Annotated in this window: 14 protein-coding genes; 5 read left to right on the plus strand and 9 right to left on the minus strand. The window is 67.5% G+C overall.

Features of this window, described 5'->3' with window-relative positions:
- Positions 1 to 27: 27 nt before the first annotated feature.
- Genes C7T96_RS01340 through C7T96_RS01350 form a run of 3 tightly spaced genes read right to left on the minus strand, consistent with a single transcriptional unit; the run spans position 28 to position 2,945 of the window.
- Positions 28 to 1,347, minus strand: coding sequence for an aromatic ring-hydroxylating dioxygenase subunit alpha (locus C7T96_RS01340; protein WP_106569370.1), 1,320 nt, complete (start codon positions 1,345 to 1,347; stop codon positions 28 to 30).
- A gap of 33 nt (positions 1,348 to 1,380) precedes the next feature.
- On the minus strand, positions 1,381 to 2,613 hold the full coding sequence (locus tag C7T96_RS01345) for an FAD-dependent oxidoreductase (protein ID WP_158264280.1): 1,233 nt from the start codon (positions 2,611 to 2,613) through the stop codon (positions 1,381 to 1,383).
- Entirely contained in the window at positions 2,610 to 2,945 is a 336-nt protein-coding gene (locus tag C7T96_RS01350) for a 2Fe-2S iron-sulfur cluster-binding protein (RefSeq protein WP_106569940.1), read from the minus strand. The genes C7T96_RS01345 and C7T96_RS01350 overlap by 4 nt, the downstream gene beginning before the upstream one ends.
- A gap of 247 nt (positions 2,946 to 3,192) precedes the next feature.
- Between C7T96_RS01350 and C7T96_RS01355 the strand changes: the two genes are divergently transcribed.
- Positions 3,193 to 3,597: a RidA family protein gene (locus tag C7T96_RS01355; RefSeq protein ID WP_106569372.1), complete on the plus strand. Its 405-nt coding sequence runs from the start codon at positions 3,193 to 3,195 to the stop codon at positions 3,595 to 3,597.
- 143 nt (positions 3,598 to 3,740) lie between these two features.
- Here C7T96_RS01355 and C7T96_RS01360 read toward each other — a convergent pair whose 3' ends face one another.
- From C7T96_RS01360 to C7T96_RS01385, 6 genes are all read right to left on the minus strand, one after another.
- A complete protein-coding gene (locus C7T96_RS01360; RefSeq protein ID WP_106569373.1) occupies positions 3,741 to 4,334 on the minus strand; it encodes a 5-formyltetrahydrofolate cyclo-ligase in 594 nt (197 codons plus the stop codon).
- A gap of 17 nt (positions 4,335 to 4,351) precedes the next feature.
- Entirely contained in the window at positions 4,352 to 5,224 is an 873-nt protein-coding gene (locus tag C7T96_RS01365) for a bifunctional 5,10-methylenetetrahydrofolate dehydrogenase/5,10-methenyltetrahydrofolate cyclohydrolase (protein ID WP_106569374.1), read from the minus strand.
- 45 nt (positions 5,225 to 5,269) lie between these two features.
- Positions 5,270 to 6,034: an IclR family transcriptional regulator C-terminal domain-containing protein gene (locus C7T96_RS01370; protein ID WP_106569375.1), complete on the minus strand. Its 765-nt coding sequence runs from the start codon at positions 6,032 to 6,034 to the stop codon at positions 5,270 to 5,272.
- Positions 6,035 to 6,157: 123 nt separating this feature from the next.
- A complete protein-coding gene (locus tag C7T96_RS01375; protein ID WP_106569376.1) occupies positions 6,158 to 7,729 on the minus strand; it encodes a hydantoinase B/oxoprolinase family protein in 1,572 nt (523 codons plus the stop codon).
- Complete coding sequence (locus tag C7T96_RS01380) at positions 7,722 to 9,524, minus strand: hydantoinase/oxoprolinase N-terminal domain-containing protein (protein ID WP_106569377.1); 1,803 nt, start codon at positions 9,522 to 9,524, stop codon at positions 7,722 to 7,724. The genes C7T96_RS01375 and C7T96_RS01380 overlap by 8 nt, the downstream gene beginning before the upstream one ends.
- The gene (locus C7T96_RS01385; protein ID WP_106569378.1) at positions 9,521 to 10,015 is read right to left on the minus strand and encodes an ureidoglycolate lyase; all 495 of its coding nucleotides are present in this window, start codon (positions 10,013 to 10,015) and stop codon (positions 9,521 to 9,523) included. Before C7T96_RS01385 ends, C7T96_RS01380 begins: the two co-directional genes overlap by 4 nt.
- Positions 10,016 to 10,226: 211 nt before the next feature.
- Between C7T96_RS01385 and C7T96_RS01390 the strand changes: the two genes are divergently transcribed.
- The 4 genes from C7T96_RS01390 to C7T96_RS01405 are packed head-to-tail and all read left to right on the plus strand — an operon-like array spanning position 10,227 to position 14,310.
- Positions 10,227 to 11,021, plus strand: a complete 795-nt coding sequence (locus tag C7T96_RS01390) for a creatininase family protein (RefSeq protein WP_106569379.1) — start codon at positions 10,227 to 10,229, stop codon at positions 11,019 to 11,021.
- Positions 11,018 to 12,322, plus strand: a complete 1,305-nt coding sequence (locus C7T96_RS01395) for a cytosine deaminase (protein ID WP_106569380.1) — start codon at positions 11,018 to 11,020, stop codon at positions 12,320 to 12,322. The genes C7T96_RS01390 and C7T96_RS01395 overlap by 4 nt, the downstream gene beginning before the upstream one ends.
- Positions 12,319 to 13,710 (plus strand): FAD-binding oxidoreductase, encoded by a 1,392-nt coding sequence (locus C7T96_RS01400; RefSeq protein WP_106569381.1) that lies wholly within the window; start codon positions 12,319 to 12,321, stop codon positions 13,708 to 13,710. The genes C7T96_RS01395 and C7T96_RS01400 overlap by 4 nt, the downstream gene beginning before the upstream one ends.
- Positions 13,711 to 13,728: 18 nt before the next feature.
- Positions 13,729 to 14,310 carry an NAD(P)H-dependent oxidoreductase gene (locus tag C7T96_RS01405; RefSeq protein ID WP_106569382.1) on the plus strand — a complete coding sequence of 194 codons (582 nt, stop codon included), beginning with the start codon at positions 13,729 to 13,731 and terminating at the stop codon, positions 14,308 to 14,310.
- Position 14,311 lies beyond the last annotated feature (1 nt).

The following is a 14,311-nucleotide window of genomic DNA, read 5'->3' on the forward strand; positions in this document are numbered from 1 at the left end:
CGTCGCGACCGCGCCGGGCCTTTCGGCTCACAGAGCCGCGTTCCAGGAACAGCCGGCGCGCCGGGCGCTGTCGCTGCGGGTCCAGCTCTCCTCCCAGCCCTCGGTCTGGGCGATCGCGTCGATCGAGATCGGCCCGCGAATGGCCTCGGTGCCTGCCGGATCGCCGCGCATCGGCAGCGCCTCGATCTGGCCGTTCTTGACGTTGTCGATCGCGGCGCGCAGCATGCGCCGGTATTTCATGATGCCGACATCGGTGCGGCCGAGATGTTCCTCGGTGCGGTCCTGGATACGCCCCATCGATTCCACCGCCCACTGGTCGTGTACGTTGATGTCGAGCCCCATGCCCGTATAGGTCACGTCGCGCTGCTCGTCGGGATTGTAGCCGTAATTGTTGGTCCGGTTCTTTTTCGGCGCATAGTCAGGCAGACGGTGCTCCTTGAGGCGCTGTTCGCGCATCAGCGTCTTGTCGACGGGTCGACCGAAACTGGTGAACATCGAATACCAGTAGCAGGTCTCGTCGTCGACCGGCACGTGCCACTGGGTAATCGTCATCTCGTTCGACATGGGAATGCAGATCGCCTCGGGGAAGATCTGGTTGGTCACGCGCACATGGGTGCGCCCGTCCTCCATGTGGCGCAGCGAGATCAGCCGCATGCCGTAATCGGTTTCCTCGACCTTGATGTCGGGGCGCGGATATTCGCGCAGCAGCCGGGTCATGGGAATGTCGGTCTCGCCGGCCTTGTCGCGGAACTGCTTGCCGTAGGAATCGGCTGGATCCTCGTCCTGCAGGAACCGGTGCAGGAAGGAGGCGTGGGCGGGATCGATGCCGACTTCCATGGCCTGCAGCCAATTGCACTCCCAAAGCCCCTTGAAGGCGAAGACGTGGGTGTCCGGCGCGGCGAAACAGTCCAGCGCCGGGAACGGCGGCGGATCGCCGGGCCCCATATAGGCGAACACGATGCCGTTCTTTTCCACCACCGGGTAGGAGCGGATGCGGATATTCTTGTGCATCTGGCTGCCCTCGGGCTCGCCGGGCTGTTCGATGCACTGGCCCGAACGGTCGAAGTTCCAGCCGTGGAAGGCGCAGCGCAGGCCGCCGTCCTCGAGCCGGCCGTAAAGCATGTCGGCGCCGCGATGCGGGCAGTGGCGGTCGATCAGGCCGAGCTTGCCCTCGAGGTCGCGGAACAGGACGAGATCCTCGCCCAGAAGCCGCACCGGTACCACCGGGCGCGCTGTCATCAACTCGTCGGAAAGCGCGGCCGGCTGCCAATAAAGCCGCAGCACGGAGCCCGCGCCGGTCCCTCGTCCGACCCGGGTCAAGAGATCGTTTTGTTCCTGACTCATCATGGCGCAGTCTCCTCCTGGGAATTGTCGATCCGATTAAGCGTCGGTGCGCGCGACCGCCTTGGCAAGGGCGGTCGTGGTGTCGCGCGCCTGGTCGACGGCAAGCGGCGTGCCGGCCGCGATCAGTTTGCGGGCGGCCATGTGGTCGGCGGCCCGGTTGACCGAATGCGCGGCGATGAGCCTGTCGCCGTCGAGCTCCAGCAGCGTGAAGGCGCCGTCACCGGGATTGCCGCGCATCAGCCGCGTCGTACCCGGACGGCTCAGCCCGGCCATCTGGACCTTGAGGTCGTACTGATCGGTCCAGAACCAGGGCACGGGCGCGGCCGGTGCCGCGGCGCCGCAGATGCCGGCCGCTACCATCCGGGCCTGGTCGACGGCGTTCTGGACCGATTCCAGCCGCAACCGCGCGCCGGCGTGCGGATTGTGCGCCGCCGCCACGTCGCCGATGGCGTAGATATGGGGATCGCTGGTGCGGCCCTCGTCGTCGACATGCAGGCCGCCGGCATCGATCTTGAGCCCGGCCTGGCGCGCCAGGTCGACATTCGCCTCGCCGCCGACGCCGACCACGATCAGATCGGCATTGACGCGCTCGCCGTCGGCAAGCATGACCGCCTGCGCCCTGCCCCGCGCGCCCTTGAAGGCGGCGACCGCGGCGCCGAAGCGAAAGGCGACGCCCTTGTCGCGATGATAGTCGCGCAGGAAATCCGAAAGGACGGGCGGCAGGGCGCGGGCCAGAAGCCGATCCTGCGCCTCGATGACGGTGGTTTTCTTGCCGGCCTTGGCGGCCGTGGATGCGATTTCGAGACCGATGAAACCGCCGCCGACGATCGCCAGCGAACCGGCTTGTTCGAGCGCGGGGCGGATACGGCGCGCGTCGTCGAGCGAGCGCAGGGTGACGATGCCGTCGAGTTCCGCCCCGTCCACACCGAGCCGGCGTGCGCGCGACCCCGTCGCCAGGATCAGCGTATCGTATCCGTAACGCGCATTGCCGGTCTCGATCTCGCGTTTGGTCGCGTCGAGGCGTAGAACGGGCTCGCCGCGGTGAAGCTCGATGTCGGAGTCCCGGTAAAAGGCTTCGCCGCGCAGCAGGATCTGGTCCTCGGTCTTTTCGCCGGCCAGAAACGCCTTGGACAGCGGCGGGCGGTGATAGGGCAGCGCGTCCTCGGCCGAAAACAGACGGATCGCACCGTCCCAGCCGCCCTGGCGCAACGCCGCCGCCGCCTGCACGCCGCCATGCGAGGCGCCGACAATGATCGCTGTTTTGCTCAAACCTGCGCCTCCGGGAGGATGAAGACGGCGCCATCGAGTTCGCGGCTGAGCTTGATCTGGCACGACAGACGGCTCGTCGGACGACGTTCGGCCGCCGCCATGTCGAGCATGTCGTCCTCGTCGAGCTGTTGTTCGGGCAGACTGTCGGGCGCGACGAGGTCGCAATAGACGTGGCAGGTCGCGCACACGCACGCGCCGCCGCATTCGGCCTCGATGCCGCCGACATTGTTCATGATCGCCGCTTCCATCACGCTGGTTCCGGCCGGCGCCGAAACCTCGATCCTGCGATCGCCGTCGACCGATTGAAAAACGATCTTTACCTTTTCGTCCATGCGGCCAATGTCCAGCTTGAGCCCGGCACCCTGTCCGAGCATGCCGTCTGGCGGTCGGATCGGGCGAGGAAGATGTGGATAGTTCGATTAACGAACATTTCGTCTTTTATCGACCACATATTTGTAAGAGTATTGGATCGGGCTGTCAAGCAAGCTGGCAGTCCAAGTCTGCCGCCTCACGGGGTGTTTTTCGCGATCTGTGGCGCGACACCAAGATGCGGAATTCCAACCTGAAAGGTATCCTGCAATGAATTCAAATTCTTCGCTTAATTTCCTTCTGCCCAAGACGATCAGCGCGCCGTTCGCCGCCTACAGCCATGGCGTCGAGGTCGCGGCCGGCAGCCGTTTGATCTTCTGTTCGGGACAGTTGGGAATCGGGCCGAACGGGCAGGTTCCGGCCGACACGCAGGCCCAGGCCGAATTGTGTTTCGCCAATATCGGCGCGATTCTGGCCGAGGGCGGCATGGAGCTTTCCGACATCATCCGCATCAATGCCTACGTGACCGGCCGCGAGCACATGAAACCCTATATGGCGGTCCGCGACCGGCTGTTTTCCAATCCCGCCCCGGCCTCGACGCTGATGATCGTTTCGGGTTTCACGCGCGAGGAATTCACCGTCGAGATCGAGGCCGTGGCCGCGCGCCGGTCATGATGAACGCGTCAAAACGATAATTTGGAGCCGGCCTGCGATTGCGTGAAAAGTAGACCGGCTCCAGCGAACCGGCCCTTGGGCCCGCGCCGATGGCAAAAAGCCGGCGCGGGCTTTTTCGGTGCCGGTCCCGACGGCATTCCGCTTCAATATGGCAGGCGGCGCAGACCCGATTCGGTCAGGATTTCGTCGAGCCTGACATCGTGCGGCTCGGTCGGCACGCGGTCTGCCTGCTGGCAGTCGAAAGCGACGCCGATCAGGCGCGGCGACAGGCCGCGCGTCCGCAGGGCCGCGATCGCCCGGTCGTAGAACCCGCCGCCATAACCGATGCGGCCGCCATACCGGTCGAAGGCCGACAGCGGCATCAGGATGATGTCGGGGTCGAGCGTTTCGGCCTGGTTGCCGGGGCCGACCGTGCCGAGCGCCATCTCCACCAGGGGCGCGCCCGGCGTCCAGCGCCGAAACAGGATCGTGTGGGCGTCGACGATTGCTGGCAGGCATAATTGCGCGCCCTGCCCGGCCAGCCGCGCCAACAGGGGGCGGATGTCGAGCTCGGAACGGATCGGATGAAAGCCGGCGACCACGGTCCCCGGATCGAGCGCGATCGCCGGACCGTCGGCGCTGCCCAGCCGGGCGGAGATGTCGGCGCGCCAGCTTGGCGCCAGCGCGTCCCGCCGGGCAAGGCAGGTCTGGCGGATCGTTTTCTTGAGGGCGATGTCGGCGTTGTGGTCTGTCTGCATGGAGAGCCTTCGATGCGTCAGTGAGCCGTTCGCGTGGCTTGTGCCGCCCGCCGGTGCCGTGCGCGCGCGGCTTCCACGACGTTGCGGAACAGGCAGGCGGTGGTGACCGGGCCGACCCCGTCCGGCACGTGCGAGACGAGACCGGCATGGCCGTCGACGGCGGCGAGATCGACGTCGCCGCGCAGACCGTCCGGCGTGGCGGTCACGGCGACGTCAAGCACGGCCGCGCCCGCTTTGAGATGGCCGGCGCCGATCAGCCCCGGTACGCCGGCCGCGCTCACCACCAGATCGGCCTGGCGCGTGTGGGCGGCGAGGTCGCGCGTGGCGACGTGGCACAGCGTGACGGTTGCCTCGGCGTCGAGAAGCAACGTGGCGAGCGGGCGCCCGACGATGCGCGAGGCGCCGACGATCGTCACGTCGAGGCCGCGCAGCGCGCCGAAAATCTCCTGCGCGCACAAAAGGCACGCCATCGCCGTCGCCGGCGGCCGCGCCGGCAGGCCGGCGGCAAGCCGGCCGGCGCTGAGGGGATGCAGGCCGTCGACGTCCTTTTCTTGTCCCAGCCGCAGCGCGGCCTCGACCGGATCGCAGCCCGGCGGCAGCGGCAAAAGCATCGCCGCGGCGTCGATGTCTGGGTCGGCGGCGATGGCGTCGATCTGTGCGTGAATGGCACTGGGCGTGCCGGCATAGGCGGCGATGCGCATGGCGATGCCGGCCTGCGCGGCGGTGGCCGCCTGCCGGTCGCTGTAGGCGCGCGCGCCGGCATTTTCGCGGTCGGCCAGCACCAGGCAAACGGGCGGTGTCTTCAAGCCGGCGGCCAGCGCCCGGCTTTCCGCGTTCAGGCGCGCGGCGAGGTCGAGGCCCTTGAAAAGGCGTGTGCGGCGATCGGACATGTCAGGCCGCCCGCGCCGGAGGAGCGCTCCCCATGGCGGCCGCGCTCAGAACGTGGCGCCGATATCGGCGGCGCAGCGCTTGAGCTTGTTGACCAGGTCCGGCTCGATCTCGGCCTCCGTATAGGTGCCGCTCGGAAAGATGATCGACACTGCGCCGATGATGCGGAAATTGGAGCCGAAGACCGGTACGGCCAGCGAACTGACACCTTCGACATATTCGCTTTCGGCGAACGAGAACCGCCTTTGCTTGACGGCGGTCAAAAGTTCCAGAAACCGGTCGTGATTGGTCTCGGTCTTTTCCGTATAGGCCTTGAACTGCTCGGAAGAGATGATCTCCTCCTTCTTGGCGTCGTCCAGGAAGGCCAGGATCGCCCGGCCGACGGCGGTCGGCAAGAGCGGTGCGCGACTGCCCACGGTCACCATGTTCAAGGTGAATTTGCTCGGCACGAAGGAATGCGCGACATAGACCGCGTCCTGGTCGTCGAGCATGGCGAAGGAGACCGATTCGCCGATATCGTGCGAGGCCTGCCGCAAGATCGGCTGGATGAGCTGCGAGATGCCCCGGCCCTCGATGAAGCCTTGCGCGAGCCGCAGGATGCGCGGCGTCAGTTCGTAGCGTCCGCGGTCGTAGGAGACGTAGCCGAGCTGTTCGAGCGTGCGCACCAGCCGCCGGGTCACGGCACGGTTGAGGTTCACCTTCTTGGCGATCTCGGTCATCGACAAGGATCGGTCCTTGCCCTCGAAGGCCAGCACCACCGACAGGCCCTTGGCGAAGGTGAGCGATATTTCCTTGTCGTTCTCGTTCAGCACCGAGCGCCTCTCGACCTGTCCTGCGGCGAATGCGCGGAATTGCGAATCCCAGCCGTCGCCTTATCGGCTTTTTTTGCCCAAAGGCAAACCGGTCCGGAAAGCGTCCACCGCGTGCGGCGGCCATCACGCGCCCTCCGCCGCGCCGTAACCGGCGCCGCCGCAGCTTTCTACGATCAGCCGGTCGCCCTTGTCGAGCGTCACCGCCGAGCGCGACGAGAGCGCTTCCTGCTTTCCGTCGGCGCGCACGATCCGCGCCCGCGCGTGCGCCGGCGCGCTGCCGCCCCGCAAGCCCTCGGGCACGCGGCGGAAGCGCTCGCCGCGCAGCGACACGGCGACCGCGTCTGCCAGTGCCTCGTAGACGCGGCAAATGCCGTCGCCGCCGCGAAATCGGCCGGCGCCGCCCGAGCCCTGGCGGATCTGCGCGCGGACGAGCCGCACCGGGATCATACCCTCCAGCGCCTCGGCGGGCATGTTCATGGCGTTGCCGACATCGGTCGAGATGCCGGGCGCGCCATCGTCGTGCGGTCCGCCGCCGGCCCCGCCGGCGATGATCTCGGTGACCAGGAAGGGTGTGCCGTCGCCGTTGCGGCCGGAAAAGGCGAGCACGTAGGACATGCCCGAATTGGCCGCCGGCATCCGGTCGGGTGCGGCCTGGGCGACGGCCTGCAGCACGGCTGAGGTGGTGGCGCGCACCACCCCCATGCGCGCGTTGACGGCGGCGGGCGGGCGGGCGTTGATGATGCAGCCCTCCGGCAGGGTCAGGCGGATGGCGCGCAGCACGCCGCCATTGCGCAGCAGCGCCGGACCGGCGAGGCTGAGCAGGGCGTAGAACACGGCCGCCAGCGGCCCGGAGCGCACGCAATTGATCGGCGCGGCCACTTGCGGCGTGGTGCCGGTGAAGTCGACGTCGAAATGCCCGTCGGCGCATGTCAGCCTGGCGCGCACGTCGATCTCCGGCAGGCCCGGCGTCGGGTCGAGACCGTCGAGGCCGAAAAACGGCCCCGGCGGCAGGGCGTCGATCACCGCTCTGATTTGTGCTTCGGCCCGGTCGCGACAGGCGGCCGTTGCGGCCAGAAAACCGTCCGTGCCCCGTTCGCTTGCCAGCGTGCCCAGCGCCTCGGCGGCGCGGTTGGCGGCCGCGATCTGCGCGCCGATATCGCCGAGCACTGTTGCCGGCGCGCGCGAATTGGCCTCGATCAGCCGCCTGATCGCCGGGTCGACGGCGCCGCCCTGCCCCAGCCGCATCGGCGGTAGGCGCAAGCCTTCCTGGAAGATTTCCACCGCGTCGGGCGGAACTGAGCCGGCGCGGATGCCGCCCACGTCCTGATGGTGCAGGATGGTTGCGGCGAGGCCGATCAGCGTCGGGCCGGCGAAAACCGGCATCACCACGGTGATGTCGGGCAAATGGGTGCCGCCGCTATAGGGATCGTTCATGACATAGAGCTCGCCCGGCCGCATCGCCGTGGCCGGATAGTGCGCCAGGATCGCCTCGACCGAGCCCTGCAGCGCGCCGAGCAGCAGCGGAATAGCATCCGACAGCGCCAGCAATTCGCCGTCGGCGGCCATCAGCGCGGCGGCCGCGTCGTTGCCCTCGCGCACCACCGGCGACACGGCGCAGCGAAACAGCGTGTCCTGCATCGCCTGGGCGATTCCGTCGAGGCGCATCTGCAGGATCGGCAGGCGGGAATCATCCATGGTGCGGGCTCCGCGTCAGGAGAAAATGCGTGTCGCACGCGCGCGCGATGGACCAGCCGTCGCGCACCACCATGTCGCCGCAGGGCGTGGCGACGACGCCGGACCGTGTCTTGCCCGCCTGCGCCGCGCCGCCGCTCAGTGCTGGCAGCGTCGTCGAGGCGGTGTGTTCGAGCCTGGCGCTCAATGAAAACACGTATCCCTCGCCGGGACAGGCGACGCCGTAGCGCGCGCGGTAATGCGTGTCGATCGCGGTGCGGATCGCCGCCACGGTGGGCGGCCGGTTCCCGAGCCGGAGCGAAAAGCCGTGCATGTGCCCGTTTGCGGCGGCGCGGATCGCATAGAGCGCGGCCGGCGCATCTTTCGGCGCGGTCTTATCCTGCGCGGCGAGCGTCTCGGCCAGGGCGCGCGCGGTTCTTGCCAGTGACGCGTCGGACAGGTCTGGCACCGGCGCGGCGATGCGGGTCTCGGCCGACAGCGCCGGCGCGCTCAACAGCAGCCCGAGCGCGCCGGCGGCCGCCGGCGCTGCCGGCACGATCACCGTCGCCATGCCGAGCTTTTCGGCGATGCCGCAGGCCAGGACGCCGCCGAGCCCGCCCATCGCCACCAGCGCGGCCCCGGCGGGATCGACATTGCGGCGCACGGCATGGCGGATGATACGTGCCGCGATCTCGGTTTCGGCCTGGTCGATGACGGTCCTGGCGGCGGCCTGCGGCAGACCGGGGGCGTCGGCGCGCGCGGCGAAGAAATACGCCGCCACCGCGTCGCTGAGGGCGGCCGTGGCGCCCTGCCCGGTCTCGAAACGGCTGTCGCCGCCCATGGTCATGCTTTCCATATCCACCATTTTCTGGCGCAGCGGCACGCCGCAAAACGGCGCCTCGTCGACCAGGGCCGGGCCCTGCGCGTCGGTCAGGGCGAAATCGGTGCTGGTGGACCCGATATCGAGCGCGATCGCCGGATTTTTGCCCTCGCCGCGCGCGGTCGCGGCCGCAAGCCGGATCGCCGCTGCCGGACCGTTGCCGAGCAGTGAGGAGACCCGCCGCCGCGCCTGATCCTGAGCCACGAGGGCGCCGCCGGCATCGGCGAAGCGGATCGCGCCGGCAAAGCCGCGTGCCTGAAGACCGTCGGCGAGGCCGGTCATCAGCGCCGTCTCGCCGGGCCGCAGCCAGGCCTCGACGCAGGTCGAGACCATGCGCTCATATTCGCGCGGCTGCGGGTCGATCTCGTGCGACAAAACGATGTCGGCCGCCGGCAGCTCTGCGGCCAGGACGTCGCGGCAGCGGCGTTCGTGACCCGGCGCGACATGGGCAAACAGCAGGCAGACGGCGATGCTGGCGATACCGCACTCGCGAAAATGCGCGGCCGTCCGCGCCAGACCGTCCGGATCGAGCGCCTCGACCTCCCCGCCGTCGGCGGCGATGCGTCCGTCGATCTCCACGATGTCGTCGCGCGCCACCAGGAAGGTCGGCCCGGCGGAGCGGGCGACCGGATCGTAGAGGTCGACGCGGTTCTGGCGCGCGAGCGCCAAAGTGTCGGCGAAACCGCGGGTGACGATCAGGCCGATCCGGGGACCGGTACGCGCCATCAGCGCGTTGACAGCTCCGGTCGATCCGATCCGTACCTGCGAAAGATCGCGTACGGCGATGTTCCGCTGGGCCAGCACGGCGTCGATCGCCTGCAACAGGGCTGCGGCCGGTTCGTGCGTGCCGATCGGATGTTTTTGGGCATGCAAGGTCCCGTCGACCGACAGCGCGATATCGACGAAGCGCGCCCCGATATCGGCGGTCAGGATGCTCATTGCACCGGCCCCTCGAGATCGATGACGACCGGCTTTGGCAGCGCGAAGAATTCCGTGTCGTTGCCGGTCCTGGTGCGCCACAACAGCGAGGCGAACGGCGTCTGGCGTTCGATGGCGACGATGCCGTGATGCCAGATGCCGGGCTTGTAGATCACCGCCTGGCCCGGGCCGCCGACAAAGGCGCGCGCGTGCGCGTCAGGATGCATCGGCCACACCACCACCAGATAGCGCGCCTCGGCGAGCGGCACGAAAAGCTGGGCAGAATGCGGATGGCGCTCGGCCTGGACCGCGTCGAGCTGCGCGCCGTGCGGGGCCACGTCGTAAAAGTCGAGCGCCAGGTCGACGGCGTCGGCGTCGCGATCCAGGAAATCGGGATTTTGCGACAGCCGCACCGCGCCGTCGCGAATCCTCTTTACCGCCCCCAATCCCGGCTGAAGAACCCGACCGAACGGGGCGAATGTTGCGGGAGTCAACAAGACGGGACTGATCAATAGCGGACTCCTGATCGTTTTGGTCGATAATAGAACAAATGTTCTAATATCATAAATCGTGACCTGACGCCCGATGTCAAGCTGGGCGCGGCGCCCGTCGTCGGTACCATAGGTGAATGGGGGAAGACGTCACCGGGTGATGATTTTTGGCTTGACGCTCATTGTCCGTTCTGTACTATTTGCGAACATAAGTTCGATAATCGAGAGTTTGATGCCTTTCAACTTTTGGGCGGACCTGAACCACACGGCGTTTCGCGACGCGGCGCTTGCCGATGCGGTCGCGATCGTGCCGGTCGGCGCAATCGAGCAGCACGGCCCTCACCTGCCGCTGTCGACGGATGCCGTTCTGGCCGAGGAGATGGCGCGCGAAACCGCGTCGCGGGTCGGCGACGCGCAGGCGCTGGTGCTGCCGGTAGTCGCCTACGGCAAGTCGGACGAACATCTGGGTTATGAAGGCACCGTCAGTCTCGACGCCGAAACGCTGATCGCAGTCCTGACCCAGATCGGCCGCAGCATCGCGCGCGCCGGCCTCAGGCGCATCGTGTTCCTCAACGCCCATGGCGGCAACGTGCCGGTGCTGCAGATCGTCATCCGGCGCCTGCGGGTTGAACTGGGCCTGTTCTGCGTCGCCGCCGGCTGGGTCAGCATGGGCTTTCCCGAGGGTGTCGTCTCGCCGCGCGAGGCCCAGGAAGGCATTCACGGCGGGCTGGTCGAAACCGCGGCGATGCTCCATTTCCGGCCCGCGCTGGTGGATATGAGCAAGGCGCGCCATTTCGTGCCCGCCTCGGCCGAGGTCGCCGCCTCCAACGAGGTGCTGCGGCTGATGGGGCCGGTCTCGGCCGGCTGGTCGATCGAGGATCTGCATGCCGACGGGGCGGCCGGCGACGCCGCCGCCGCGACGCCGGAGATCGGTGCGCGTATCGTCGAGCACGCAGCCGGGCGTTATGCGCGCCTGATCGAGGAAGTCGCCCGTCACGATTTGCCGCGCATGACGGGTCCGGCGTGAGCGCCGCCTCGGTCCCGCCAGCCGGTGCGTTCGCCCTTGTGAACGCGCGTGTGCCGGTCGCGGTCTGCGACGGTCTCGCCCTGCGCGATGCCGATCCGGCCTCGGGTCTGGCCACGACCGACCTTTATATACGCGACGGCAGGTTTGCGGTAGCGCCGGAGAGGCAAGAACATGTCTCGATCGACGCGGCCGGCACGTTGGTGCTGCCGGGCTTCGTCGACATGCATGTCCACCTCGACAAGGCCTATACGGTGCATCGCACCGGCCTGCCCGAAGGCGGCCTGCTCGACGCCGTGCGTCTGTCGGTCGCCGACGCGCCGAACCGGACCGAAGACGATCTGCGCGCGCGCATGCGCCGCTCCCTGGAGCGCGCTTACGCCAATGGCACGGTCGCCCTGCGCACGCATCTCGATACACCCGACTTGCCGCAGGAAAGCCCGGCCTGGCGGGTCTTCGTTGCCCTGCGCGAGGAATTCCGCGACCGGCTCGAGCTTCAGGCGGTGGCGCTGATGGCGCTGGAACGGGTCGACGCGCCGGGTTTTTCCGAGCGCTGCGCGCAGATTGCGCGTCTCGGCGGCGTGCTGGGCATGTTCGTTCCGCCGGCGATGGCGGACGCCGAGCGTCTCGGGCGGCTGTTCGACCAGGCCGGCAAACACGGTCTCGACGTCGATTTCCATGTTGACGAAACGCTCGACGTGCGGGCCGACGGCCTGGCGACGATCGCCGAGGCGGTGCTGGCGAGCGGCTTTTCGCGCCGCGTGGTCGTCGGCCATTGCTGCAGCCTGTCCGCGCAACCGCACGACGTCGCCGCCGCGACACTCGATCGCGTCGCCCGGGCGGGGCTGCATGTCGTTGCCCTGCCCGCCACCAATCTGTTCTTGCAGGACCGCGACGCCGGCTGCACGCCGCGCCGGCGCGGCCTGACGCTGGTCAAGGAAATGCGCGCCCGTGGCATTGCGGTTTCCTTCGCCTCCGACAATGTCTGCGACCCGTTTTATCCCTATGGCGATTTCGACATGTTCGAGATCATGCGCGAAACCGTGCGCCTCGCGCATCTGGAAACTGAAATCGGCGCCTGGGCCGACGCTTTCGCGCGGCGTCCGGCCGAGACGCTGGGACTGGCCCCCCATGGCCGGCTGGCGCCGGGTCAGCCGGCGGACTTCGTCCAGTTCGCGGCACGGGACTGGATTGATCTTTTTTGCCGTTCGCGCCTTGCGCGCTGCGTCGTTCGCAACGGCAGGCCGATTGACGGGAGGCTCCCGCAGCGGCCGGACACCATGACCGCACAGGAGACGATATGAGCGGGGATTTGAAGGGCTGTCTCGAGGCGCTGTCCGGGCTTGACCTCGACGTCAATCCGGCCACCGTCCAGCAGAAGAGCCGGGACCTTTACTGGTACAGCCCGATCCTGAAACGTCAGCTCGGCGCCGTCACGGCCGATTTCGTGGTCGCGCCGCGCGACGAGGAGGAGGTCGTGCGCGTGCTCGCCACTTGCTGGAAACACGACGTGCCGGTCACCGTGCGCGGTGCGGGCACAGGCAATTACGGCCAGGCGATGCCGCTGTTCGGCGGCGCGGTGCTGCACACCAAGCATCTCGACCGGATCGTCAGGGTCGGAAGCGACCACATGGTCGCCCAGCCGGGCGTGGTGATCGAGCACCTGGAAAAGACCGCCCGCGAAAGCGGTAAGGAAATCAGGCTGTTTCCCTCCACTGCGGGCACGGCCACCATCGGCGGCTTCATCGCCGGCGGCTCGAGCGGCGTCGGCGCCATCCGTTGGGGCGGTCTGCGCAACCCGGCCAATCTGCGCCGGCTTCGTCTGGTGACGATGGAGGAGACGCCGCGGGTCATCGAGCTGGCCGGCGAGGACATATCCAAGGCCGCCCATGCCTACGGCGTCAACGGCGTCCTCACCGAGGTCGAGATCCCGATCGATCCCGCTTCCGATTGGGTCGACGTGCTGATCGGCGTCGACGGGTTCGACAAGGCGACCGCGCTCGCCATCGCGCTCGGCGAGGACGAGGCGATTTCCAAGCGGATGTTGTCGACCTTCGAGGCGCCGATCCCCGAACTCTATTTCCGCCGCCACGGCCCGTTTCTGGTCGACGGCGAGGCTGCGATCGCCATGATCGTGTCGCGCGGCACCCTACCCGCGCTGGAGGCCTGTCTGTCGCCTCTCGACCACGCTCATCTGCGCTTCCGCGCCGACACGGCCAAACCGTCAGGCAAGCTGCCGGCGGTCTATGAATTGGCCTGGAACCACACCACGCTGCGCGCGCTGCGCATCGATCCGTCGATCACCTATCTGCAGATGATGCTGCCACGCGAAGGACTCACCGAGAGCTTCGCTGCCGTGCGCGACACGTTCGGCGACGAGTTGATGATGCATTGCGAATTCACCCGCTTCGACGGCGTCGTCACGCCGGTCGGCCTGCCGCTGGTGCGCTTCACCTCCGAGGAGCGGCTGGAAGAGATCATCATGACGATCGAGGGCAAGCTCGGCCTGCCGGTCTTCAACCCGCATCGCGTGACGCTCGAGGAAGGCGGCATGAAAAGGACCGATGTCGGCCAGCTCGAGTTCAAGAAGCAGACCGACCCGAAGGGGCTGATGAACCCCGGCAAGATGATCGCCTGGACGGAACCGGACTGGACGCCGGTCGCGGGCAAGACCTTCCTTTTCGCCAAGTAGAAACCGGCAGCCGGAACGATGAACGTACACGTAGTCTATGCACATCCGCTTGAAGACAGCCTGTCGGCGACGCTGCACAAAACCGTGGTGGAAAGCCTGCAGGAGGCCGGGCACCAGGTCGACGACCTCGATCTTTACCGCGAGGGGTTCGATCCGGTGCTGTCGGCCGACGACCGGCGCAACTATCACGACGTCGAGATCAACCGCCAGCGCATCGATCCCTATGTCGAGCGCCTGCGGCGCGCCGATTCGCTGGTATTGTGCCATCCGGTGTGGAATTTCGGCTGGCCGGCGATTTTGAAGGGTTATTTTGACCGCGTCTTCCTGCCCGACGTCTCCTTCGTGCTCAAGGACGGCAAGATCGGACCGGGCCTGACCAATATCCGCAAGCTGACCACGGTTACGACCTACGGCTCCAAACGCTGGCGCGCCGCGGTTCTGGGCGATCCGCCGCGCAAGAACGCCACCCGTTTCCTCAGGGTGATCTGCAATCCGCGCGTGAAAGTGCGCTACCACGCCCTTTACGACATCAACAATATCTCGGCAGAACGCGCCGCGGGCTTCGTGGAGAGGGTCCGGCTCGAAATGTTGAAACACTAGC

The organism is Nitratireductor sp. StC3 (assembly GCF_003015025.1).
Lineage (GTDB): Bacteria > Pseudomonadota > Alphaproteobacteria > Rhizobiales > Rhizobiaceae > Mangrovimarina > Mangrovimarina alexandrii.